The organism is Microbulbifer elongatus, from assembly GCF_021165935.1.
GTDB classification, from domain to species: Bacteria; Pseudomonadota; Gammaproteobacteria; order Pseudomonadales; family Cellvibrionaceae; genus Microbulbifer; species Microbulbifer elongatus.
Genome location: NZ_CP088953.1, coordinates 66,010 through 87,492, shown reverse-complemented (window position 1 = coordinate 87,492; position 21,483 = coordinate 66,010). Strand labels below are relative to the sequence as shown.

General features: G+C 57.8%; 18 protein-coding genes. 11 read left to right on the top strand and 7 right to left on the bottom strand.

The features are described 5' to 3' along the window. Positions 1 to 4: 4 nt before the first annotated feature. Both LRR79_RS00375 and LRR79_RS00370 read left to right on the top strand, forming a co-directional pair. Positions 5 to 1,342, top strand: a complete 1,338-nt coding sequence (locus LRR79_RS00375; RefSeq protein ID WP_231758468.1) for a tetratricopeptide repeat protein — start codon at positions 5 to 7, stop codon at positions 1,340 to 1,342. A 226-nt stretch (positions 1,343 to 1,568) separates the two neighbouring features. After that, entirely contained in the window at positions 1,569 to 2,234 is a 666-nt protein-coding gene (locus LRR79_RS00370) for an energy transducer TonB (protein ID WP_231758467.1), read from the top strand. Between the two features lie 85 nt (positions 2,235 to 2,319). Here LRR79_RS00370 and ilvD read toward each other — a convergent pair whose 3' ends face one another. From ilvD to LRR79_RS00350, 4 genes are all read right to left on the bottom strand, one after another. Next, entirely contained in the window at positions 2,320 to 4,155 is a 1,836-nt protein-coding gene (gene ilvD, locus LRR79_RS00365) for a dihydroxy-acid dehydratase (protein ID WP_231758466.1), read from the bottom strand. 193 nt (positions 4,156 to 4,348) lie between these two features. Beyond that, positions 4,349 to 5,662 carry an amino-acid N-acetyltransferase gene (argA, locus tag LRR79_RS00360; protein WP_231758465.1) on the bottom strand — a complete coding sequence of 438 codons (1,314 nt, stop codon included), beginning with the start codon at positions 5,660 to 5,662 and terminating at the stop codon, positions 4,349 to 4,351. Between the two features lie 250 nt (positions 5,663 to 5,912). Beyond that, positions 5,913 to 7,067, bottom strand: coding sequence for an acetylornithine deacetylase (gene argE / locus LRR79_RS00355; protein WP_231758464.1), 1,155 nt, complete (start codon positions 7,065 to 7,067; stop codon positions 5,913 to 5,915). 51 nt (positions 7,068 to 7,118) lie between these two features. After that, a complete protein-coding gene (locus LRR79_RS00350) occupies positions 7,119 to 8,138 on the bottom strand; it encodes an AraC family transcriptional regulator (protein WP_231758463.1) in 1,020 nt (339 codons plus the stop codon). Positions 8,139 to 8,293: 155 nt separating this feature from the next. On the opposite strand from LRR79_RS00350, the gene LRR79_RS00345 reads away from it, so the two are divergent. The 9 genes from LRR79_RS00345 to LRR79_RS00305 all read left to right on the top strand — a co-directional run bounded on the left by LRR79_RS00345 (position 8,294) and on the right by LRR79_RS00305 (position 18,865). Next, positions 8,294 to 9,274, top strand: coding sequence for a quinone oxidoreductase family protein (locus LRR79_RS00345; protein WP_231758462.1), 981 nt, complete (start codon positions 8,294 to 8,296; stop codon positions 9,272 to 9,274). 10 nt (positions 9,275 to 9,284) lie between these two features. Beyond that, positions 9,285 to 10,133 carry a TauD/TfdA dioxygenase family protein gene (locus LRR79_RS00340; protein ID WP_231758461.1) on the top strand — a complete coding sequence of 283 codons (849 nt, stop codon included), beginning with the start codon at positions 9,285 to 9,287 and terminating at the stop codon, positions 10,131 to 10,133. A 45-nt stretch (positions 10,134 to 10,178) separates the two neighbouring features. Further along, positions 10,179 to 11,231: a BKACE family enzyme gene (locus LRR79_RS00335; RefSeq protein WP_231758460.1), complete on the top strand. Its 1,053-nt coding sequence runs from the start codon at positions 10,179 to 10,181 to the stop codon at positions 11,229 to 11,231. Positions 11,232 to 11,340: 109 nt separating this feature from the next. Continuing rightward, a complete protein-coding gene (locus tag LRR79_RS00330) occupies positions 11,341 to 12,618 on the top strand; it encodes an MFS transporter (protein WP_231758459.1) in 1,278 nt (425 codons plus the stop codon). Next, a complete protein-coding gene (locus LRR79_RS00325) occupies positions 12,615 to 12,830 on the top strand; it encodes a hypothetical protein (protein WP_231758458.1) in 216 nt (71 codons plus the stop codon). The genes LRR79_RS00330 and LRR79_RS00325 overlap by 4 nt, the downstream gene beginning before the upstream one ends. Before the next feature lie 73 nt (positions 12,831 to 12,903). Beyond that, positions 12,904 to 13,863, top strand: coding sequence for a YeiH family protein (locus LRR79_RS00320; RefSeq protein ID WP_231758457.1), 960 nt, complete (start codon positions 12,904 to 12,906; stop codon positions 13,861 to 13,863). 313 nt (positions 13,864 to 14,176) lie between these two features. Next, complete coding sequence (locus LRR79_RS00315; protein WP_231758456.1) at positions 14,177 to 16,540, top strand: TonB-dependent receptor; 2,364 nt, start codon at positions 14,177 to 14,179, stop codon at positions 16,538 to 16,540. Positions 16,541 to 16,627: 87 nt separating this feature from the next. Next, a complete protein-coding gene (locus tag LRR79_RS00310) occupies positions 16,628 to 17,206 on the top strand; it encodes an RBBP9/YdeN family alpha/beta hydrolase (RefSeq protein WP_231758455.1) in 579 nt (192 codons plus the stop codon). A 27-nt stretch (positions 17,207 to 17,233) separates the two neighbouring features. Beyond that, positions 17,234 to 18,865 carry a long-chain-fatty-acid--CoA ligase gene (locus tag LRR79_RS00305; RefSeq protein WP_231758454.1) on the top strand — a complete coding sequence of 544 codons (1,632 nt, stop codon included), beginning with the start codon at positions 17,234 to 17,236 and terminating at the stop codon, positions 18,863 to 18,865. A gap of 19 nt (positions 18,866 to 18,884) precedes the next feature. Here the strand turns inward: LRR79_RS00305 and LRR79_RS00300 are convergent, their stop codons facing one another. From LRR79_RS00300 to LRR79_RS00290, 3 genes are read right to left on the bottom strand one after another with little or no spacing between them, the layout of a single operon-like run. Next, positions 18,885 to 19,295, bottom strand: coding sequence for a hypothetical protein (locus LRR79_RS00300; protein ID WP_231758453.1), 411 nt, complete (start codon positions 19,293 to 19,295; stop codon positions 18,885 to 18,887). After that, positions 19,292 to 19,681, bottom strand: coding sequence for a P-II family nitrogen regulator (locus LRR79_RS00295; protein WP_231758452.1), 390 nt, complete (start codon positions 19,679 to 19,681; stop codon positions 19,292 to 19,294). Before LRR79_RS00295 ends, LRR79_RS00300 begins: the two co-directional genes overlap by 4 nt. Continuing rightward, positions 19,678 to 21,480, bottom strand: coding sequence for a DUF1538 domain-containing protein (locus LRR79_RS00290; RefSeq protein ID WP_231758451.1), 1,803 nt, complete (start codon positions 21,478 to 21,480; stop codon positions 19,678 to 19,680). Before LRR79_RS00290 ends, LRR79_RS00295 begins: the two co-directional genes overlap by 4 nt. Between the last annotated feature and the right edge of the window lie 3 nt (positions 21,481 to 21,483).

Here is a 21,483-nt window from a genome sequence, read left to right as displayed (position 1 = left end):
GCATATGAATATGACGACCGTGACGAAAGGCCTCTCCAGGCTCGTCCTGCGCACGTCCGTAGCGCTGCCCCTGGTTCTGGCGCCGGCAGTGAGTGTAACCGTACTGGAGGCTGTGGGTGTTTCCACTTCTTTCGCTCAGGCGGAAGCCCAAAGTGAGCAGAAGACCCGCAAAACGCCGTCCATGCGCGAGAGTGCATTCAAGCATCTGGGTAAGGCCCAGGAGGCTGCCGATGCCCAGAACTGGCCGGCGGCCCTGGCGGCACTGCGGGAAATGGAAGCGGGTAAAGACAAGCTGAGCGGTTACGAAACCGCGCAGATGTACTACTTCTACGGCTTTGTGTACTACAGCATGGAGAAGTACCCGCAGGCGATTACCTACTACAAGAAAGTGCTGGCGCAGGGTGAACAGAACCTGCCGGTGGCGCTGGAAGTGGGTACCCTGTTGACCGTAGCCCAGCTGTACTTCGTAACCGAAGACTACAAGCAGGCTGTCAACTACCTGAACCGCTGGTTCAAGGTGGCGGACAACATCAATGCGGACTCCTACGCGCTGCGCGCTCAGGCTTACTATCAGCTGGGTGACAACAACAAGGCGCTGGCCGATATCAATCAGGCCGTGTCCATGTACGAAAAAGAAGGCAAGACCCCCAAGGAAAACTGGCTGGGCCTGCAACGTTTCCTCTACTACGAGAAAAACGATTACAAGCAGGTTGCCAATATCCTCGAGAAGCTGGTCAAGTACTATCCGAAAGGCGAGTACTACAAGCAGCTGGCGGGTATGTACGGTGAGCTGAAGCGTGAAGACGATATGCTTCACATGATGGAAGCTGCCTACATTGCCGGTGCCCTGCAGAAAGAGAAAGAGCTGCTCAACATGGCTTATCTCTTTATGGGTGCGGAAATGCCGTACAAGGGCGCCAAGGTGATCGACAAGGGCATGAGCGAGAAGAAGATTGCCCGCAACTCCAAAAATCTGGAAACCCTGGCTCAGGCGTACCAGATGGCTCAGGAGCTGCAGAAATCGATCCCCGAGCTGGAAGCCGCGGCAAGCCTGTCTGACAAGGGCGACCTCTATTCCCGTCTGGCCGGTATCTATCTGGACCTGGACAAGAATAAAGAAGCTCTGGATATGGGTAACAAGGCGCTGAACAAGGGCGATATCAAACGTCCGGATCAGCTCTACATCGTACTGGGTATGGCCAATGCCAACCTGAAGAAGTACGACGCTTCACTCAAGAACTTCAAGAAAGCACTGGAAGACAAACGTTCCGAGAAGTTTGCTAAACAGTGGATCACTTTCGTGGAAGGTGAGCAGGAGCGCGAGAAGCAGCTGGCGATGTAATAGTACGTCGACCGGATGTTTTTCCAGAAAAGGCCGCACAATGTGCGGCCTTTTTTTGTCTGTGGTCTTTATGTGGCGTATTTTTGATCGATTAATGGGAATTATTTGCAATTTCGTTGTATTCAACTAGACATATAAGTAGCTGATCAGCTTTTTCCACCGCATCGAGCCACCTGGTGTGTCGGTGCGTTTCAGACAACACCCGAAAATAAAAAGGAGAGGTGTTATGGAACTGGCTTATCCGCCCAATTCCCAATCCGCTTTATCGAGCTTAAACCCTTCTATTTCCATTCGCTCATCGGCTGCGGTGCGGAGCCTGACGCTGGCTCTTGGGGTCACCGGCCTGCTGTTATTTGGTATGTCGCAACTGATCGCCACCGACCTGGAAGCCCCTCCAACGGAGGCGCCACCGAAGGTGGCCCCGATTCATATGCCGGATGTGAAGCCGACGGTCTATCAGCAGAAGACGCTACAAAAGCCGCAGGAATTGCCGCCGCCTGCTGCGCCTGCCAGCGTGGAGCCCGTGGTGGAACCCGGTACAATCCCGCTGGATATCTCCCCGCCTATTACTACCCGCACCGGGGTGAATACGGCAATTATCAGCGCGGACCCGTTGCCCATCTACAAGCCTGCCCCGCGCTACCCACGCCGGGCCATGGCTCGGGGAATCGAGGGCTATGTGGTAGTGGAGTTCACCATCAGTAAAAGTGGCAGCGTGAAGAACCCGCGTGTTGTCGGTGGCTTTGATGTGACCGGTGTGCCCACCGGTGTGTTTGACCGCTCGGCATTGAACGCGGTAGCGCGATTCAAGTACCGACCAACAATGGTCGATGGCAAGCCGATAGAAAAGCACGGTGTTCGCAACCGTATTTCCTACAAGCTGGCGGAGTAGCCGGGATAGTGTTTACTCGACAGGAGAAGTAAAAAAATAGCGGGCTATGCCCGCTATTTTTCTGCTGTCGGTGGGAGGGGGCCGATCAGTCTATATCCCGCACCGCACCTTTGTCGGCACTGGTGGCAAGGAGCGCATAGGCTTTCAGTGCTCGGCTGACCTTGCGTGGGCGAACCTTGGCCGGCTTCCAGCCTTCACCGCCTTTTGCGTCCATCGCGGCGCGCCGGCGCTGTAGTTCCTCTTCGGGAACATCGATCTCGATCAGACGCTTGGGAATATCGATACGCACCAGATCGCCATCCTGTACCAGCGCGATATTGCCGCCACCGGCCGCTTCCGGAGACACATGTCCGATGGACAGGCCGGAAGTGCCCCCGGAGAAGCGACCGTCGGTGATCAGTGCACAGGACTTGCCCAGCCCTTTGGATTTCAGATAACTGGTGGGGTAAAGCATTTCCTGCATTCCCGGGCCGCCCTTGGGACCTTCATAGCGCACGATCACCGCTTCGCCTTCCTGCACCTTGCCTTCGAGAATATGTGCCACTGCATCCTCCTGGCTCTCCACGATGTGGGCTGGCCCTTCGAAGTGCCACAGCTCCTCTTCCACACCGGAGGTTTTCACCACACAGCCGTTGGGGGCGAGGTTGCCGAACAGTACGGCGAGGCCACCCTCGGAGGAGTAGGCGTGCTCCACCGAGCGGATGCAGCCCTGTTCGCGGTCGCCGTCCAGATTGTTCCAGCGACAATCCTGGCTGAACGCGGTCTGGGTGGGGATGCCCGCGGGCCCGGCGCGGAAGAATTTGTGAACGTCTGGGTTGTCGGTACGGCGGATATCCCACTGTTCCAGCGCTTCCTTGAAGGAACGGCTGTGCACCGTAGGCAGGCTGGCATCCAGCAGGCCACCGGCTTCCAGCTCGCCGAGAATCGCCATCACACCGCCGGCGCGGTGCACATCTTCAATATGGTATTTCTGGGTGTTGGGAGCCACCTTGCACAACTGCGGAATCTTGCGCGACAGGCGGTCGATATCGGACAGGTCGAAGTCGATCTCCCCTTCCTGAGCCGCAGCCAGCAGGTGCAAGATGGTATTAGTGGACCCGCCCATGGCGATATCCAGTGCCATCGCATTACTGAATGCGGCGCGGTTGGCAATGCTGCGTGGCAGTGCGGCGTAGTCGTCTTCTTCGTAGAAACGTTTGGCGAGCGCCACGATCTCGCGCCCGGCGCGCAGGAACAGCTGCTCCCGATCCGCATGGGTAGCGAGCATGGTGCCGTTACCGGGCAGGGACAGGCCCAGGGCCTCGGTCAGGCAGTTCATGGAGTTGGCGGTGAACATACCGGGGCAGGAGCCACAGGTGGGGCAGGCGGAGCGCTCGTACTCGGCGACTTTTTCATCGCTTGCATCGTCGGTAGCGGCGATCACCATCGCGTCCACCAGGTCCAGTTTGTGATCAGCGAGTTTGGTCTTGCCCGCTTCCATGGGGCCACCGGAAACGAAAATCACTGGAATGTTCAGGCGCAGTGCCGCCATCAGCATTCCCGGGGTGATCTTGTCGCAGTTGGAGATGCACACCAGGGCGTCGGCGCAGTGGGCGTTCACCATATATTCCACGGAGTCGGCAATGATCTCGCGGCTCGGCAGGCTGTAGAGCATGCCGTCGTGGCCCATGGCGATACCGTCGTCCACGGCGATGGTGTTGAACTCTTTGGCCACGCCGCCGGCTTTTTCAATCTCCCGGGCCACCAGTTGCCCCATATCCTTCAGGTGCACGTGCCCGGGCACGAACTGGGTAAAGGAGTTGGCCACGGCAATAATCGGCTTGTGGAAATCGTCATCCTTCATGCCGGTGGCGCGCCAAAGGGCGCGGGCGCCGGCCATATTGCGGCCGGCGGTGGAGGTGCGAGAGCGGTACTGAGGCATAGCGGTACTTACTTACGTGTAAACGTGGTTCCGAAAATGGGTGTTTCGCCCGCGTCAGGGGCTGGGCGACCGGGCTGAGAACGTTGTCCGGGAGCGCGACAGGTTAGCAAACTGGAAGCAGTATTGCGCGGTTGTCGAAATTACGGAAAAACGGCGCAAGCAGTGTCCGTCTTGCGCCGGGTTTCAAGCAAAGCTATTGCGTCTTCAGCGGTTTGCGTAAGACGCGGGAATTCCGCTGAATGTTGTACAGAGACGCCCGGCTGGTGGGTAAGTTCGAGACGTCCACCTGGGTAAAACCGCGCTCGATAAACCAGTGCTCCGTCTGGGTGGTGAGCACGTAGATTTCCGCCAGATCCAGTGCCCGCGCCTGCCGCTCCAGATGCTGCAGCAGTTTGGCCCCGCGGCCACCACCGCGAAACTCCGGATGAATGGCCACGCAGGCAATTTCCGCAGCGACGGTATCGCCCTGATCGTCGAGGATCGGATACAGCGCGGCACAGGCCACCGGCGTGCCGTCCACTTCCACCAGGGTGAAGTGATCGATCTCCGACTCCAGCTTTTCCCGCGAGCGGCGCACGAGAATGCCCTGTTTTTCCAGCGGTCGAATCAGGCCGAGAATGCCACCGACGTCGTTGATACGCGCGCGCCGGATCACCTCATAGCTGTCGCGGTAGATCATGGTGCCGGCGCCTTCGCGGCTCAGCAGCTCCTGTAACAGGGCGCCGTTATCCGCGTAGCTGAGCAAGTGCACACGCTGTGTGCCCGCATTGCAGGCTTTGATGGCACAGTTGAGCGTCTCGCTATCGAGGTTGTCGGCAACGTCCTCCGCCTGGTGAATGCTGAGGTCATACACCGCGTCACCCTCGACTTCCAGCTGAGGCAGGTCGCGAAACAGGATCAGTTTCTCCGCCTGGAGTGCCTTGGCCGCCTCGGCGGCGAGATCCAGATAGTTGAGGTTGAACAGCTCACCGGTCAGCGATGTGCCAAAGGGTGACAGCAGCACCAGGGAGTTTTCGTCCAGTGCGCGGCCAATTGCCTGCACCTCCATCCGCCGCACCTGTCCGGTCCAGCGCATATCCACGCCGTCGATAATGCCCACCGGACGCGCGGTGACGAAGTTGCCGGAAACCACTTTCAGCGCAGAGCGCGCCATGGGGGAATCCGGCAACCCCTGGGAAAATGCGGCTTCAATTTCGAAGCGCAGTTTGCCCACCACCGCCTTGATCACCTCCAGGGTTTCGCGGTCGGTAATGCGGGTGTTGCCCTGAAAACGGCTTTCGATACCGGCGGCCGTCAATGCGCGGTTTACCTGGGCGCGGGCCCCGTGCACCAGCACCAACTTTACCCCCAGGCTGATAAACAGAGTGAGGTCGTGTACCAGGTTGCGAAAGTTCTCGTGCTCAAACCCTTCCCCCGGAATCGCAACCACCAGGGTTCGCCCGCGCAGATCATTGATATAGGGCGCGGCGTTTCTGAACCAATTGAGGGTGGTGGTTTCTGTATTCACGAGCTTTTGTGTTCTGCAGATTAATCGTAAGTCGGTTCAATATACCGTATTTTATGCGGTTTTCCGCCTATTACTTCTTGGCTGAAAAAGTATCAATAGTTCGCGCGAAGGCGTCGATGCCGGGTACGGGCTTGTGAGACCTTCTAAAACAGGGATGTTTTAGAAGAGCCCCCAGGGATGGGTTCACGGCGTGTCTCACAAGCCCGTACCCGGTAGCGGCGCCGCCACAAGGCGTTTTACTTTGGGGCCACTACAGACAGAATCGACCAATCATCCCCTTCAACACCTCGACCATCGGATCAATCCGCTCAAGGCCGAGGTATTCATCCGGCTGGTGGGCCTGATCAATATCCCCGGGGCCGAGAACGATTGTCTGCATACCGAGCTTTTGCAGGAAGGGCGCCTCGGTGGCGAAGGCCACGCTCTCGGCGCTGTGTCCGGTCAGCGTTTCGGCCGCCTGCACCAGCTCGGATTGCGCGGGTTCTTCAAAGGCTTCCACGCCGCCGATCAGGGAATCCATTTGCAGATGGATTTTCTCGCCGCCAACCACGCTTTTCAGGCGTTGATGCAGTTCGCCGCGCAATTCGTCCATCGGCATGCCCGGCAGCGGGCGCAGGTCAAACTGTAGTTCCGTGTGCCCACAGATACGGTTCGGGTTGTCGCCGCCGTGTATGCAGCCGAGGTTGAGGGTGGGCACCTGAACGGCGAACCCGGGATTGGTGTAGCGTTGCTGCCACTCTCCGCGCAGTTTCAGAATTTCTCCCATCGCGGTATGCATCGCCTCCAGCGCGCTGGCGCCATACGCGGGGTTGGAGGAGTGGCCTGCCTGGCCGGTGATGCGCAGCCGCTCCATCATCATGCCTTTGTGCATGCGGATGGGCTTGAGGCCGGTGGGCTCGCCGATGATGGCGTAGCGGGCTTTGGGGAGCCCGGCTTTGACCAGGGCGCGAGCACCGGACATGGAGGTTTCCTCGTCCGCGGTGGCGAGAATGATCAGCGGTTGCTGCAGAGTTTTGTCGGCAAAGGCTTTCGCGGCTTCAATCGCCAGCGGGAAAAAGCCTTTCATATCTGTACTGCCTAACCCGTAAAAGCGATTGTCGCGCTCGCTCAGTTTGAAGGGGTCTGATTGCCAGCGATCGTCGTCGTAGGGCACCGTGTCTGTGTGCCCGGCAAGCACCAGTCCGCCGTCGCCCCGACCGAGGGTGGCGATCAGGTTGGCTTTATGGGGCTGGTCTTCCATGGGCATGATTTCAATCTTGAAGCCCAGGGTTTCCAACCAGGCAGCGAGCAGGTCGATAACGCCGCGGTTCCCCATATCCAGTTTGGGATTGGTGGCGCTGACGCTGGGACTGGCCACCAGCTGCTGCAGCTGTTGCTGAATTCCCGGCAGGTTGCGAGCGCTCATGGTGTACGTCCTTTGTGAGTGGCAATTTATTTGAACTACAGCTTTCAACGATTAGTTCGGTGTACTTTCATCCGTGTCGTGTTCCGCGCGCCAGCGCGCCGGGGACATGCCAAACTGGCTGGAAAACCAGCGGGTAAAGGAACTTGCCACCGAGTACCCGAGCATATCCGCAATTCTCCCGAGTGAATAGTTGGGGTTGGCCATATAGTGCACCACCAGATTGCGGCGCACCTCGTTGATCAGGTCGGAAAAGGTTTCGCCACTTTCTTCGAGCTTCCTCTGCAGGGTGCGCACATTGACACCGAGAGCGTGAGAGATCTGCTCGATATTCGCCCGGCCCATGGGGAGAAACAGATAAATTGCCTGACGCACTTCATGGGAAAACGGCAGTTGTTTGGAGCCGGGTAGTGAGGCGATATAGGTTTCCGCGTATTTGGCCATGGCCGGGTCGGCGGTGGGGTTGGGGCTGTCGAGATCTGCCGTGGGGCAGACCATACCGTTGAAGTCGGAACCGAACTCGATTTTGCAATTGAAAATGCGTTTGTGCACCTGCAGATCCGCCGGCGCGCTGTGGGTGAAGTTGACGCTGATCGGATGCCACTGGCCGCTCAATAGTGCACCGCACAATCGAAACAACACGCCGATCGCGAGTTCGGTAGCCTGGCGCGACGGGCGGGCGCTGCTGGTTACGACTTCCTCGCGCACGATCACCACATTGCCCGCGTCCTCCAGATGCATCACCAGAGCATCGTTCATTAAATGGCGATATTTTATGGTGGTATTCAACGCATCACGCAGAGTACGCAAATGCGGCAATAAAAGACTGATAACGCCGAAATCGGAAAGCTGCCGAAACTCCGCCAGCCGCAGGCCGAATGTCGGGCACTGACTTTCCTCCGCCGAACGCTCCAGTAAATCCACTACGGCATCCGCCGAAATACGCGTATCCGCCTGCCCCAGTACCGTGGGCCGCAAGCCAACCTCATGCATCAGCCTTTGATAATTCAGGCCCAGTTGCTGGGACAGCGCGGCATAGTCATTGAGCGTGGCGGCGCGAATTTGGCTCGTCATTTATCCATCCTCGGACGGTTTTTCTTCCATTTTAGTGTGTCATGAAAAGAAAAGTATATGTCGCTGGAAGTGAAGATAGGGAAAGGGGGAAACCATACAGTAGATACCAGAAGCCAGATTAACCGAAACGCAAAAGCATCAGAGGAGGCCTGGGAATGGTCAAGGCTGTTCGATTTTATGAAACCGGGGGGCCGGAAGTCCTGCGACTTGAAAACGTGGAAGTGGGGAACCCTGGCCCTGGCGAGGTGCGTCTGCGCCATGTAGCGGTGGGCCTGAATTACGCGGATACCTATTTTCGCAATGGCACCTATCCCATCCCCATGCCCAACGGTATCGGTGTGGAAGCGGCCGGTGTGGTGATGGAAGTGGGTGCCGGTGTGACCAATGTGGCTGTAGGTGACCGGGTCACCTACACCGGTTTCCTGAACACCCTTGGCGCCTATTCGACGGAGCGCCTGATTCCTGCCGCACCGTTGATCAAGCTGCCGGAAACCATCGCCTACGAAACGGCGGCGGCCATGACCATGCGCGGTCTGACATCCGCCTATCTGATGCGCCGTATTTATGACTTCAAGGCCGGAGATACCATTTTACTGCACGCCGCCGCTGGTGGTGTCGGCCTTATTGTTTCCCAGTGGGCCAAGCTGCTCGGCCTGAATGTGATTGGCACCGTATCGTCGGAAGCCAAGGCAGAAGTCGCGCGGGCACACGGCTGCGATCACGTGATCAATTACAGCTGTGAAGATGTGGTGACCGGTGTGCGCGACCTGACCGGTGGCGTGGGCGTGGATGTGGTGTTTGACAGTGTTGGCAAAGACACCTTTATGGCGTCTCTCGACTCGCTGAAGCGCCGCGGACTGATGGTTTGTGTGGGTACCGCATCGGGCACCATTCCACCGTTCGATCCGCAGCTATTGGCGATGAAAGGATCGCTGTATATGACGCGTCCGGCACTGGCCGACTACATTGCAGATCCGACGGAGAAAGAAGCACTGGCCGGCGAGCTGTTCGACCTGGTGGGCAGCGGCCGGTTGAAGATCGGTATCAATCAGCATTACGCGCTGGAGGATGCGGTGCAGGCGCACCGGGATCTGGAAGCGCGCAAGACCACCGGCTCATCGATTTTCGTTATCTGAGGTGTCGATCATGCGCATTGAACCGCTTACCTGCAGTATCGGCGCCGAACTCTCTGGAATCAATCTCGCCGACGCCGTTGGCGATGACGGGCTGTTCGCGGAAATTCGACAGCTTCTGGTCGAGCACAAGGTTCTTTTTCTGCGCGACCAGATTTTTTCCCGCGCGGAGCATGTGGCGTTTGCCGAGCGATTCGGAGAGCTGGAAGATCATCCGGTAGCCGGGTCGGATCCCGACCACCCGGGACTGGTGCGAATCTATAAAAGCCCGGACCAGCCTGCAGACCGCTATGAAAATGCCTGGCACACGGATGCCACCTGGCGCGAGGCCCCCCCGTTTGGTTGTGTATTGCGTTGCATCGAGTGCCCACCGGTAGGTGGAGACACCATGTGGGTCGACATGGTGAAAGCCTATGAAATGTTGCCCGCGCACGTGAAACAACAGATCGACGGTCTGCGTGCACGGCACTCCATCGAAGCGTCTTTCGGTGCGGCTATGCCCATCGACAAGCGACTCGCGTTGAAAGAGCAGTTTCCCGATGCGGAACACCCGGTGGTACGCACGCACCCGGATACGGGAGAAAAAATACTGTTTGTGAATGCCTTCACCACGCACTTTACCAACTTTCATACCCCGGAGCGGGTGCGCTTCGGGCAGGATGCGAACCCGGGTGGTGCGGATCTTCTGCGCTACCTGATCAGTCAGGCAATGATTCCCGAGTACCAGGTGCGCTGGCGCTGGCAGCCGCACAGTGTCGCCATCTGGGACAACCGCAGTACCCAACATTACGCCGTGATGGACTATCCGGCCTGCCACCGCAAGATGGAGCGCGCCGGCATCGTGGGCGATAAGCCTTACTGAATCATTATTCGAAAAAAATAAATTGCGAAAGATGAGGAGTGAATTATGCAGTTTCTAGACGATTCCCTGCACCCGCAGAACCAAGACAAAGTTGTTATCACCGTGGCGCCCTACGGTCCGGAGTGGATGCCGGAAGATTTCCCGGAAGACATTCCGGTGACCATGGAGGAACAGATCCAGAAAGCCGTGGACTGTTATGAAGCCGGCGCCACTGTCTTGCACCTGCACGTGCGTGAACTTGATGGCAAAGGCTCCAAGCGCCTGTCCAAATTCAATGAGCTGATTGCCGGGGTGCGCGAAGCGGTGCCGGACATGATTATTCAGGTGGGTGGCTCCATTTCTTTTGCCCCGGAAGAGGGACAGGAGGCCAAATGGTTGTCCGACGACACTCGCCATATGCTCGCGGAACTGACGCCGAAGCCGGATCAGGTGACCGTGGCCATCAACACCGTGCAGATGAACATCACCGAGTTGATGCATGAAGAAGATGTCGCCGGCACCAGCATCTGTGAGCCAGCCTACTGGGAAGCGTATCGCGAAATGACCGTGCCCGCAGGTCCGGGCTGGGTAGAGGAACACCTGAAACGTCTGCAGGCGGCAGAAATCCAGCCGCACTTCCAGCTTACCGGTATGCACTCGCTGGAAACCCTGGAGCGCCTGGTGCGCCGTGGAGTCTACCGCGGCCCGCTGAACCTGACCTGGGTGGGCATTGCCGGCGGTTTCGACGGCCCCAACCCCTACAACTTTATGGAGTTCATCCGCCGTGCGCCGGACGGCGCCTGTCTGACCCTCGAATCCCTGATGAAAAATGTGTTGCCAATCAACACCATCGCCATGGCACTGGGTCTGCACCCACGCTGCGGTATTGAGGATACCCTGATCGACCAGCACGGCAACCGCATGACCTCGGTGGCGCAGATCCAGCAACTGGTGCGCCTCTCTCACGAGCTGGGTCGCGAAGTCGCCAACGCACAGGAAGCACGGGAAATTTACCGTATTGGCACCTGGTACAAGGATACCAATGAAACACTTGCGGCCCATGGCATGGCCCCCAATCGCAAACTGGGGCAGAAGAATGTCCCGCTGCCCGGGTATTGATCACACAATCCCGCAACGCAGCTGTTGAGCCTCGCACTGGCGGCCCTGTGCCGCCAGTGACGAACCGACCGCGCACATTCTGTACGCCGGCATTCTGCGAGGAACCGCCATGGCCCACTATGCCGACAGTGATATACCCGTAGTATCGGTCTCGCGCCGCTACGCCTGGATTATTTTTGCGCTTACCTTTGGCCTGCTGATTTCCGACTATATGTCCCGGCAGGTTCTCAATGCCGTATTTCCGCTGCTCAAACTCGAGTGGCAGCTGACCGACGCCCAGTTGGGTTCCCTTTCGGGCATTGTCGCCCTGATGGTTGGCCTGCTCACCGTACCGCTTTCCATTCTTGCCGATCGCTGGGGCAGGGTAAAAAGCCTTACCCTGATGGCGTTGCTGTGGAGTCTCGCCACCTTGATGTGCGCTCTCTCCGATAGCTACGCCGAAATGTTTGCGGCGCGCTTTCTGGTGGGGATTGGTGAAGCCGCCTATGGCAGTGTGGGAATCGCCTTGGTGATTTCCGTTTTCCCGCCGAGTCTGCGCGCCACTCTGGCAGGAGCCTTTATGGCCGGCGGCATGTTGGGTTCGGTGTTAGGTATGGCCCTGGGGGGCGTGCTCGCAGAGCACCTGGGCTGGCGGTGGGCATTTGCGGGCATGGCCATTTTTGGTATCGTCCTCGCGCTCATCTATCCCATTATTATTCGCGAAAAACGCGTGACGCCCGCAGTGCCTGCGAGCGGCAAACAGCGCCCATCCCTGCGCGGCCTGTTTAACAACCCTTCTGTATTGTGCACCTATGTTGCCAGTGGTCTGCAATTATTTGTCGCCGCATCACTGATGGCCTGGATTCCAAGTTTCATGAACCGTTACTACGATCTCGGCACCGACAAGGCGGGTATGGCCGCAGCGGTCTTTGTGTTGATCAGCGGCGCGGGTATGGTGGTCTGCGGTAGCCTGTGTGATCGGCTGTGTCGTGACCGCGCCGAACGTAAAATTTCCCTCGCGATTATCTACTGTCTGCTGTGCTGCCTGCTTCTGGCCATCGGTTTCCGCCTGGAAGCCGGCGCTGTACAGCTGGTATTTATTGGCCTTGGTATGTTTCTGGTGGCGGGGACCACCGGGCCCGCCGGCGCCATGGTAGCGAATCTTACCCATGCGGCAATTCACGGGACGGCATTTGCAACCCTGACACTGATGAACAATCTGCTCGGCCTGGCACCCGGCCCGTTTATTATCGGCATGCTCGCCGATGGAATCGGTCTGGAGAACGCACTCGCTTTGGTGCCGATTATGAGTCTGGCGTCTGCACTGGTTTTCTTTTTTGCCAAGCGCCACTACCTGCGCGATGTACATGGCGTACGCCTGGCCAGTGATGAGGCTGTCGCGGTATGAATAATCTGCAGATCGACGTTGTGTTTGAACTCGTCTGCCCATGGTGCTTTAGCGGGAAACGGAATCTGGAAGTTTCTGTCGGTACGGTTCAGGAAACGTTCCCTCAGATACAGATTAATGTAAACCGGAAGGGTATTCAGTTACTCACGCATTTAACCCTCGAAGAAAATTTACACCGCGCTTTGCCGGCAATCGGCGAAGTAACTGTGTAACGCGCGAACTGCGAGAGATTGTCCCATGATAGCTGCTACCTGGATTTCTGTGCGGTCGCGAACGCAGGTTCTGTTGCCAGGAATCATTGCCAGTACCATAGTCGCCGCTGCGGCAAGTTTTCTATCCGAGCATTATGCTGCGCCGGTGATGTTGTTTGCCTTGCTGCTGGGGATGGCGATGAACTTCCTCGCCGCGGACGGAGCTTGTAAAGAAGGTATTGAGTTCACTGCACGCTCTATATTGCGTATCGGTGTTGCATTGCTGGGGATGCGGATCACCTTCGAGCAGGTGGCGTCACTGGGCTGGGGCCCGGTGGTGCTGGTTGTCGGTATTGTTACGGCAACCATTTGTGTCTCGGTTCTACTTGCTCGCGCCTTTGGTTTCCAGTCTCTGTTCGGTGTATTGACCGGCGGTGCCACCGCGATCTGTGGTGCATCGGCGGCGATGGCACTGTCCGCGGCGATGCCGGCGCATCCGGCAAAAGAGCGCGCGACCCTGTTTACCGTGGTGGGAGTCTCCGCGCTGTCCACCATGGCAATGATTGCCTATCCGATGATCGTGCAGTGGTTTGGGCTGGACGATGTGGAGGCAGGCATTTTCCTTGGCGGGACCATCCACGACGTGGCTCAGGTAGTGGGCGCCGGCTACAGTATTTCCCAGGAAGCCGGCGATACCGCCACTATTGTAAAGCTGATGCGGATCGCCATGCTGTTGCCGGTCATTCTGTGCGTGGTGATGATTGCACGGGCGCAGGGTGCGGAGGATGGCGGCAAGCGCCCGCCGCTACTGCCACTGTTCGCTGTGGTGTTTGTACTGCTTGCTGCCATTAACAGCACTGGGTGGGTGCCACAGACGGTTCAGCAGTTTGGCAATGATCTTTCACGCTGGTGTCTGGTTATTGCGATCAGTGCACTGGGTATGAAAACCCAATTGAAAGAATTGGCCACGGTGGGTTTCAAGCCAATACTGCTGATGCTGATTGAGACCGTAATACTTGCGGCAATGGTTCTGGCAATTCTCTATTTCAGCTAACCGTAAGCTGCCCGACTTAATCACAGAGTCCTTAACGCTTCCGATAACTATCCTCTTCTCTACCCCGAAAAGTCAGCGCACTCTCCGGGGTTTTCTGGTGACTGTCCCGCACAAAAACTATGCAAAAAAATGGTGTTGTGTCATCAAATGAAAAATCCCTGTCGCCTCAGGAAAAGTCCGAATGTACGCCCTCTTTTAGAGTGACTTCGTGGCCGAGCGTTCTGGACCACCCCACACGCTGACTGAAGTCGATATTTTGTTTCGGTCAGTCACGCTTTGGTGTAAGGCACCGAAGCAAATTGAGGAGACAATAATGAAATCGATACGCACCAATCCTGGTAAAGATAATTCCACTGGACTGGTACAGCCGTCGCTGCTGGCTCTTGCTGTTGGCCTGGCGATTCACCCCCTGAGTGGGTTGGCTGAAACTGGCGATACGAGAGACCTGAAAATAGAAGAAGTCACGGTGACGGCACAGAAGCGCAGCGAAAGCCTGCAGGATGTTCCCGTTGCGGTGGATGCGCTGACCGGAGACCAGTTGAGCAAAGCGGGATTCCGCGATGTCGACGACGTGGCCGCGCAGATTCCCTCGCTGATTGTGACCAGCAACCTTTCCCCGCTCAATGCCACCTTCCGGATTCGTCGGATTGGCAACGAGGGCAATATTCCCACCTTTGAACCGGATACTGCGTTGATCATCGACGGTGCCTTCCGCTCCCGTTCCGGCGTGGGCCTGGGGGAACTTGTCGATGTGCAGTCGGTGGAAGTACTGAAAGGCCCCCAGAGTACCCTGTACGGAAAAAATGCCAGCGCTGGCGTCATCATCGTCAATACCGAAGCGCCATCCCCAGACTTTGCCGGTATGGCGGAATACGGTTTTGGCTCCGAGGGTCTGAGTCAGTTCAAGGGTTCCGTCAATGGCGCGATCAGCGATGGCGTCAATGGTCGCGTCAGTGTTTCCAGTACGCGCCGCGACCAGATGATCGAAAACACCCTGGGCGAAGGTGGCGACAGTCAGGACGGACAGGCGCTGCGGGTCCAGCTGAGTGCGGACCTCTCCGACAACCTGACATCCCGACTGATCCTCAGCCGCATGGAGCGGCATATGAACACCATGCTGGGAGACACCTGGTACAGCCCCACGGTAGTGACCGTGGCCGGAGCCATGTCCCAGTTTGGGGCTGGCAGTCCGGTGATCAATAACGATCCGTCCGATCGCATCATCGAACAGATGGGCACCAATGATTTTGATCAGCAGGTGACCGACGGCGTACTGCAATTTGAGTATTCCGGGGATGGCTATCTGTTCAATGCCATTACCGGGTTCGAGGACTATACCTCCAGCAACTTCATGTATGGCGTGGAGCAGATGCCATCGGATCTGCTGGTCTTCAATGACATGCAGGAAGGGCGCTCTTTCTCTCAGGAGTTGCGCTTGATGTCCGTTACCGGTAGCAGCCTCGAGTGGCTGCTCGGTGGTTTTTATTACAACAACGGGTTTACCCGCGGCGACCGCAACGGCGCGGAATTTGAGCTGCAGTCGGATATTGCCATGCTCGGCAACGTGGTCGGTTCGGTACTCGGGGTACCCGAGCAATTCCGCCCGACGCTGTTCGGCAGTGAAGGGGATACTGGCGATGTCTTGGCCGAGCAGGATACCGAGAGCTACGGCATTTTCGGCACCCTCGGGTATCACATCAACGACAGCCTGAAACTGGACACTGGCCTGCGTTACTCGATGGATGCGAAAGACGGCAAAGTCGAGCAATACACTACCACCGCGCAGGGATGTGTGCTTAACAACCTTGTCTGCTCGCTTACCCCGGACGCCAGCGATTTTGAAGACAGCGACAGCTGGTCTGCCGTGACCGGAAACGTCACCCTGAGCTGGTTTGCCAACGACGACACCATGATTTACGGCACCTACTCCCGCGGCTTCAAGGCGGGCGGCTACAGCCTGCAGTGGGGGGATTTCACCGAGGAAGCGCGGCCATTCGATGAGGAAGACATCGACAACGTTGAACTCGGTTGGAAAACCGAAACCTGGGATAACCGTGCGCGTATCAACGGCAGTGTATTCCATACCGAATACACCAATTTCCAGAATGCCACCTTTATCGGCCTCGCCTTTGCGGTAAACAATGCGGAAAAAGTGGTGGTGGATGGCATTGAGCTGGACTCCACCTGGCTGTTCAGTGAAAACCTAACTGGTGTGGCAAACCTCGCCTACATCCAGGCCAAATACGATACCTACACCGGTGGACAGTGTTACTACGGCCGCACGCCAGAAAATGCTCTTGGCCAGTGTGACCTGAGCGGCGAGTTACTGCCGTTTGCGCCAAAACTGACCGGTAACCTCGCGCTGGAGTGGGAGCAGCCTCTGGCAGGGGGGGATTTCTATTCCCGGGTGGACTACCGCTTTACCGGTGATGCCAATTACAGCTCGGAACTGGATCCCCGTCACCAGGAAGACGCCTACTGGGTGGGCAACCTGCGTGCTGGCTGGCGCAACGATACCTGGGATATTTCCACCTGGGTGCGCAACCTGCACGACGAGGTGTATTTCGTCCAGAAAACCGCCTCGCCGATCGCATCGAAGCTGGATGGCGGCGCTTCCTATCAAGCCTACACCGGAACGCCACGCACCTTCGGATTGACTGCGCGTATGCACTTCTGAGGCTTGCCACTTATCTAAATAAATAAATCTTCATTTTTGGGGCGGATCAAAATTTTGTGGAGGCCCCACTTTTTTGCATGGTGAACAATGGAAACACAAGCGACCGTTTTGATCGTGCCGGGGTTGCGCGATCACGTGGAAGAGCACTGGCAGACACACCTGGAGAGCAGACTGCAGCGCGTGTGCAGTGTGCCGCCACTCACAGAAAACCGGCTGGACTGCGATGCGCGAATAGAAAATATCCAGCGACAGATTGAACGTATCAGCGGTGACATCATCCTGGTTGCCCACAGCGCCGGGTGCCTGATGGTTGCCCACTGGGCGGCCCGTTACACCCGCGAGATCAAGGGTGCACTGCTGGCGGCGCCACCGGATATGCAGGCAGACTGGCCACCCCAGTACCCGACACCGGATACCCTGCGCGAACAGGGCTGGGAACCGCTCCCGCAACAGCCACTGCCATTTCCCAGCATCCTTGCCGCCAGCACCAATGACTATCTGGCGTCCTTCAATGCTGCCGGACACATGGCGGCTACATGGGGCAGCAAGCTGGTCAACCTCGGTGACGTGGGCCACCTGAACCCGGCGTCGGGCTATGGGCCCTGGCCGATGGCAGACGTTTTTATTGAAGAGCTGGACAGCTGCTTGACCCCCTGCTGTCTGTGAATAAAAAATTTGACGAGAGGAAACCCCATGTACGGCCAGATGATGAACCTGCCCCTGACCATTACCAATATTATGCAGTTTGCCGATAAGGTTTATGGCGGTAGCGAAATTGTGTCGGTGACCGCCGATAACCCTTACCACCGATATACCTACGCCGAGGCCTTCGGGCGCGCACGCAAACTGGCCAATGCACTGGAAAAACTGGGTATAAAACGCGGTGAATGCGTCGGCACCCTGGCGTTAAACGACTACCGTCATCTGGAGTTGTACTACGGGATCTCCTGCTCGGGTATGGTGTGTCACACCATCAACCCCCGGCTTTTTCCGGAGCAGCTGGAATACATCATCAACCACGCCGAAGACCAGTACCTGTTTGTGGATGTGATGTTTGTACCGGTGCTGGAGAAACTGGCTGAGAAGCTGCCCCAGGTAAAAGGCTTTGTGGTACTGACCGACCAAGCGCATATGCCGGAAAAATCCCGTCTGCCCAATCTGATTTGTTACGAAAGTCTGATTGAGGATGAAGATGACGAATTCGAATGGCCTGAACTGGAGGAGGAAACCGCCTGCTCCCTGTGTTACACCTCGGGTACCACGGGAAACCCGAAAGGTGTTCTTTATTCCCACCGCTCCACCGTGTTGCATTGCTACGGCTCTGCGCTACCGGATTCGTTTGGCCTGTCCGGACGGGATGTAGTGATGCCTATTGTCCCCATGTTCCATGTGAATGGCTGGGGCCTGGTGTACAGCGGCCCCATGGTGGGTGCCAAACTGGTGATGCCGGGGCCGAAAATGGGAGACGGTCAGACCCTGTGTACACTGATCAATGAAGAAAACGTGACGGTATCCGCCGGCGTGCCGACCGTTTGGCTGGCACTGCTGGACTATCTGGAAAAATCCGGGCACAAGGTGCCGAGCCTGCAGCGGTTGACCACCGGTGGTGCCGCCTGTCCGCAACCCGTCTTCGACAAATTCCGCGAACACTACAACGTGGACGTACAGCAGGCCTGGGGAATGACCGAGATGAGCCCGCTGGGAACCTACAATACCCTGAAGCCTCATATGGATTGCTGGGACGAAGAAGAGAAAACCCGGGTTCGACTTAAACAGGGGCGCCCGGTTTACGGCGTGGACATGAAAATTGTCGATGAAAATGATGTGGCCTTACCCTGGGATGGCAAAGCATCCGGCGCGGTAAAAGTCCGCGGCGCCTGGGTGATTCAGCGTTACTTCAAGGCGGACACCGATGCCTGTGACGCCGAAGGCTGGTTTGAGACTGGAGACGTCGCCACCATTGATGCCGATGGCTATATGCAGATTACCGATCGCACCAAGGACGTGATCAAATCCGGTGGCGAGTGGATTTCTTCCATTGAACTGGAAAACTGTGCCATGACCCATCCGCAGGTAGCGGAAGCGGCGGTGATCGGAATTTACCACGAAAAATGGACCGAGCGCCCGCTGCTGGTGGTGGTACCCAAAGAAGGCGAGTCACCGGATCCGGCCGAGTTACTGGCGCATTTTACCGGCAAGGTGGCGCGCTGGTGGATTCCGGAAGCCTGTGAATTTGTCGCGGAGATTCCGCACACCGCCACCGGCAAGGTCAGTAAAAAGGATTTGCGGGCGCAGTTTGCAGGTTATGCATGGCCGAAGGTCTGATTGTATTGACTAGTCGGCGCTACAGAGGCTCCGCGCTATGCCCGGTTTCCTTGGGCAGGTCCAGGGGCAGGTCCCGGGGAAGGGCATAGATACTCGCTCCCTGTAATTTCTGCATAGATGCGAGACCGCCACCATTGCGGTTTAGGTGCGCGGTCTCGCAGATAAATGCGAAAAGTGCCTCGGCTTCACTTTCCCCCACAACCGTAACCACCAGCCTGGCGAGTGCGGATTCCGGCAGGTGTCCGCGCTTGCTGCGGGCCTCCCGCAACATGCCCACCGCCCGCAAGGACACACTGTGGGCACGGGTGATGCCTTTCTCCTCCAACAGCGCTTTCATCAATCGCAGATCGGTACCGTCATCGGGCACAATCACGCGAATGCAAAAGGCGGGTTCCAGTGTTGGTGAGGTCTTCACTGCTGTCGCTGTCATGAGGGACTATCCGCGCTGACATTTTTTGCGTCGTCCATGCGCGCCAGAATTTCCTGTGGAATATAGGTGGCCAGGCGTTCCAGTTGGCTGATATACAGATAACCGCCACCGGGTGCGTCCAGGCCGCCGGTGTGGTAGATCGTCTCGGCGATCAGTTCGCGCAGGTCGGCGGCCACCACCATGGTCACCACTTCTTTTTCCGTTTCCACCGCAATGCCCAACAGGCCGAGGCGCTCGCGCGCACCGGTGCCGCGGGCCAGGTGCACCACACCGCCGGCGACACCGAGATCGCGGCAGGCGCGCAGTATGTCGTCGCTGCGACCCTTCTGTACTACCGCGGTGATCTGCACCGCATCGGTCAGGTAAGTGATGGTTTTATCGGTCATGTTATTTCCTCAAGTGTGGAAACAGCGGATGGCTCCTTTTTCTGTGCGGCCCGGGCCTGAGCACGGGCGCAGTAGCGCGACCAGAGCCCGGATATCATGACCGTTATAATCGGTCCCACCGAGGCCATGGAAAGAATGCCGAAACCTTCCACGGCATCCACCGCGCTGCCAAAGCCCAGCCCCAGTGCCAGCACCAGTGGCACGGTGATCGGCCCGGTGGTGACACCCGCACTATCCCAGGCGACGTTCACAAACGCCTCGCTGGACAGCCAGGTCAGAATCACCGCCACCAGGTAGCAGGGCAGAATCAACCACAGGAGTGGGAGATTGAAAATCAGTTTGGCGAGCCCCAGCGCGATCCCGAAGGCCACGCCCACGGAAACCGAGAGAATCAATGTGCGTTTGCGGAATACACCGTTGGTCAGCGTTTCCGCGGTGATACCCAGCGCATTCAGTGCCGGTTCCGCAATGGTGGCGCCAAAGCCCAGCACCCACGTAAACACCAGCGCCAGTGCCAGTCCCACCGCATAGGTGTACAGTGGTGAGTCTTCCTGACCGGGAATCGCCATAAATGCCATTGGCATCATGCCGCCGGCACTGCCCCCCAGTTTCGACAGTCCGTAGGTGAGGCCGATATTGAAAATACACATGCCGACAATGGTGAGGAAAATACCGAGAAATACTTCCCGACGATTTTTCAGGGGCTCCTTCAGCATCCACCGCAGCACCAGGAAGAGAAAGATCACCAGTGGCAGAATGGCGCGGATACCCATGAGGATTTCCACACCCGGGCTGCGCGCATACCAGGGCGGAGTGAGATTTTCCGTGGTGCTGACACTGGCGGCGAGCTGGCTGATTTCCGCCGGTGAGGTGGTGAACGACAGGGTAATCAGCAACAGTAGTACCCCGCCGATCGGGAACAGCGACGCCAGGGTGACGATGCCAAATCCGGAAAGCCCCGAGTCGCCTTTGCCCGCAGCGGTGGCAATACCGATGCCGAGGGAAAGGACCAGCGGTACCGTGACCGGCCCGGTAGTGACCGCTCCGGTATCCCAGGCCAGCCCGATCGCGGACGCCAGCTGCGGCTGGCTGGCGGCGTAGAGACTGAGGCCGAGCACCGGTACCAGCGCGGTATAGACCAGCGGTTTCAGGCTCCAGCCATAGAGGAAACGCAGTGTGCCGATCACTGCGGCGAGCCCGACACTGGCCCCCACTACCAGTACCAGGGTGTCGGCCATCTGGTTCAACACCAGATACAGGTAGGGCGCCTTGTCCGCGCTGACATTCTGTCCCGCGGTTTTCAGTGCGCCAATGGCGGGCTCGGCAAAGGTCACGCCAATACCCAGTAGCAGGGTAATCAGCAGAACGACCGGCAGCGCTGCCTTGCGCGGCAGGGTTGCACCGATCACTTCACCAAAGGGCATCAGGCCGAGTTTCAGCCCTTCCATAAAAAACATCAGGCCCACAATCACGGCCAGCAGGCCACCGGTGACCAGCCACGGGTCTTCCACCAGTTGCCGCAGCACGATAATCTGGAACAGCGCCAGATAGGCGGCCAGGGGCACCACCGCGCGCAGCTGCTCGCGAAAGCGCACGGAAAAATACGGCTTCAGAATTCTGGAAACTTCACTGGATGTGAGAGAGACGGGCGGTTGGGGAAGACGCACAATACGCCCTTGTTCGTCCCGCTCGGGTTCCGGGAGCACGGCGTGGATATCCAGGGTGCGGCGGCCTGCGCCGCTGGCATTCAGCAGATCGCCGTAGCGGTATGTTTTCCGGCCCTTGTCATTCTGTGGCATACG

Coding starts and splice junctions, on each gene's coding strand:
- LRR79_RS00375 (WP_231758468.1), top strand. CDS start 5: ATGAATATGACGACCGTGACGAAAGGCCTCTCCAGGCTCGTCCTGCGC.
- LRR79_RS00370 (WP_231758467.1), top strand. CDS start 1,569: ATGGAACTGGCTTATCCGCCCAATTCCCAATCCGCTTTATCGAGCTTA.
- ilvD (WP_231758466.1), bottom strand. CDS start 4,155: ATGCCTCAGTACCGCTCTCGCACCTCCACCGCCGGCCGCAATATGGCC.
- argE (WP_231758464.1), bottom strand. CDS start 7,067: ATGAGCGCTCGCAACCTGCCGGGAATTCAGCAACAGCTGCAGCAGCTG.
- LRR79_RS00350 (WP_231758463.1), bottom strand. CDS start 8,138: ATGACGAGCCAAATTCGCGCCGCCACGCTCAATGACTATGCCGCGCTG.
- LRR79_RS00345 (WP_231758462.1), top strand. CDS start 8,294: ATGGTCAAGGCTGTTCGATTTTATGAAACCGGGGGGCCGGAAGTCCTG.
- LRR79_RS00340 (WP_231758461.1), top strand. CDS start 9,285: ATGCGCATTGAACCGCTTACCTGCAGTATCGGCGCCGAACTCTCTGGA.
- LRR79_RS00335 (WP_231758460.1), top strand. CDS start 10,179: ATGCAGTTTCTAGACGATTCCCTGCACCCGCAGAACCAAGACAAAGTT.
- LRR79_RS00330 (WP_231758459.1), top strand. CDS start 11,341: ATGGCCCACTATGCCGACAGTGATATACCCGTAGTATCGGTCTCGCGC.
- LRR79_RS00325 (WP_231758458.1), top strand. CDS start 12,615: ATGAATAATCTGCAGATCGACGTTGTGTTTGAACTCGTCTGCCCATGG.
- LRR79_RS00315 (WP_231758456.1), top strand. CDS start 14,177: ATGAAATCGATACGCACCAATCCTGGTAAAGATAATTCCACTGGACTG.
- LRR79_RS00310 (WP_231758455.1), top strand. CDS start 16,628: ATGGAAACACAAGCGACCGTTTTGATCGTGCCGGGGTTGCGCGATCAC.
- LRR79_RS00305 (WP_231758454.1), top strand. CDS start 17,234: ATGTACGGCCAGATGATGAACCTGCCCCTGACCATTACCAATATTATG.
- LRR79_RS00300 (WP_231758453.1), bottom strand. CDS start 19,295: ATGACAGCGACAGCAGTGAAGACCTCACCAACACTGGAACCCGCCTTT.
- LRR79_RS00295 (WP_231758452.1), bottom strand. CDS start 19,681: ATGACCGATAAAACCATCACTTACCTGACCGATGCGGTGCAGATCACC.
- LRR79_RS00290 (WP_231758451.1), bottom strand. CDS start 21,480: ATGCCACAGAATGACAAGGGCCGGAAAACATACCGCTACGGCGATCTG.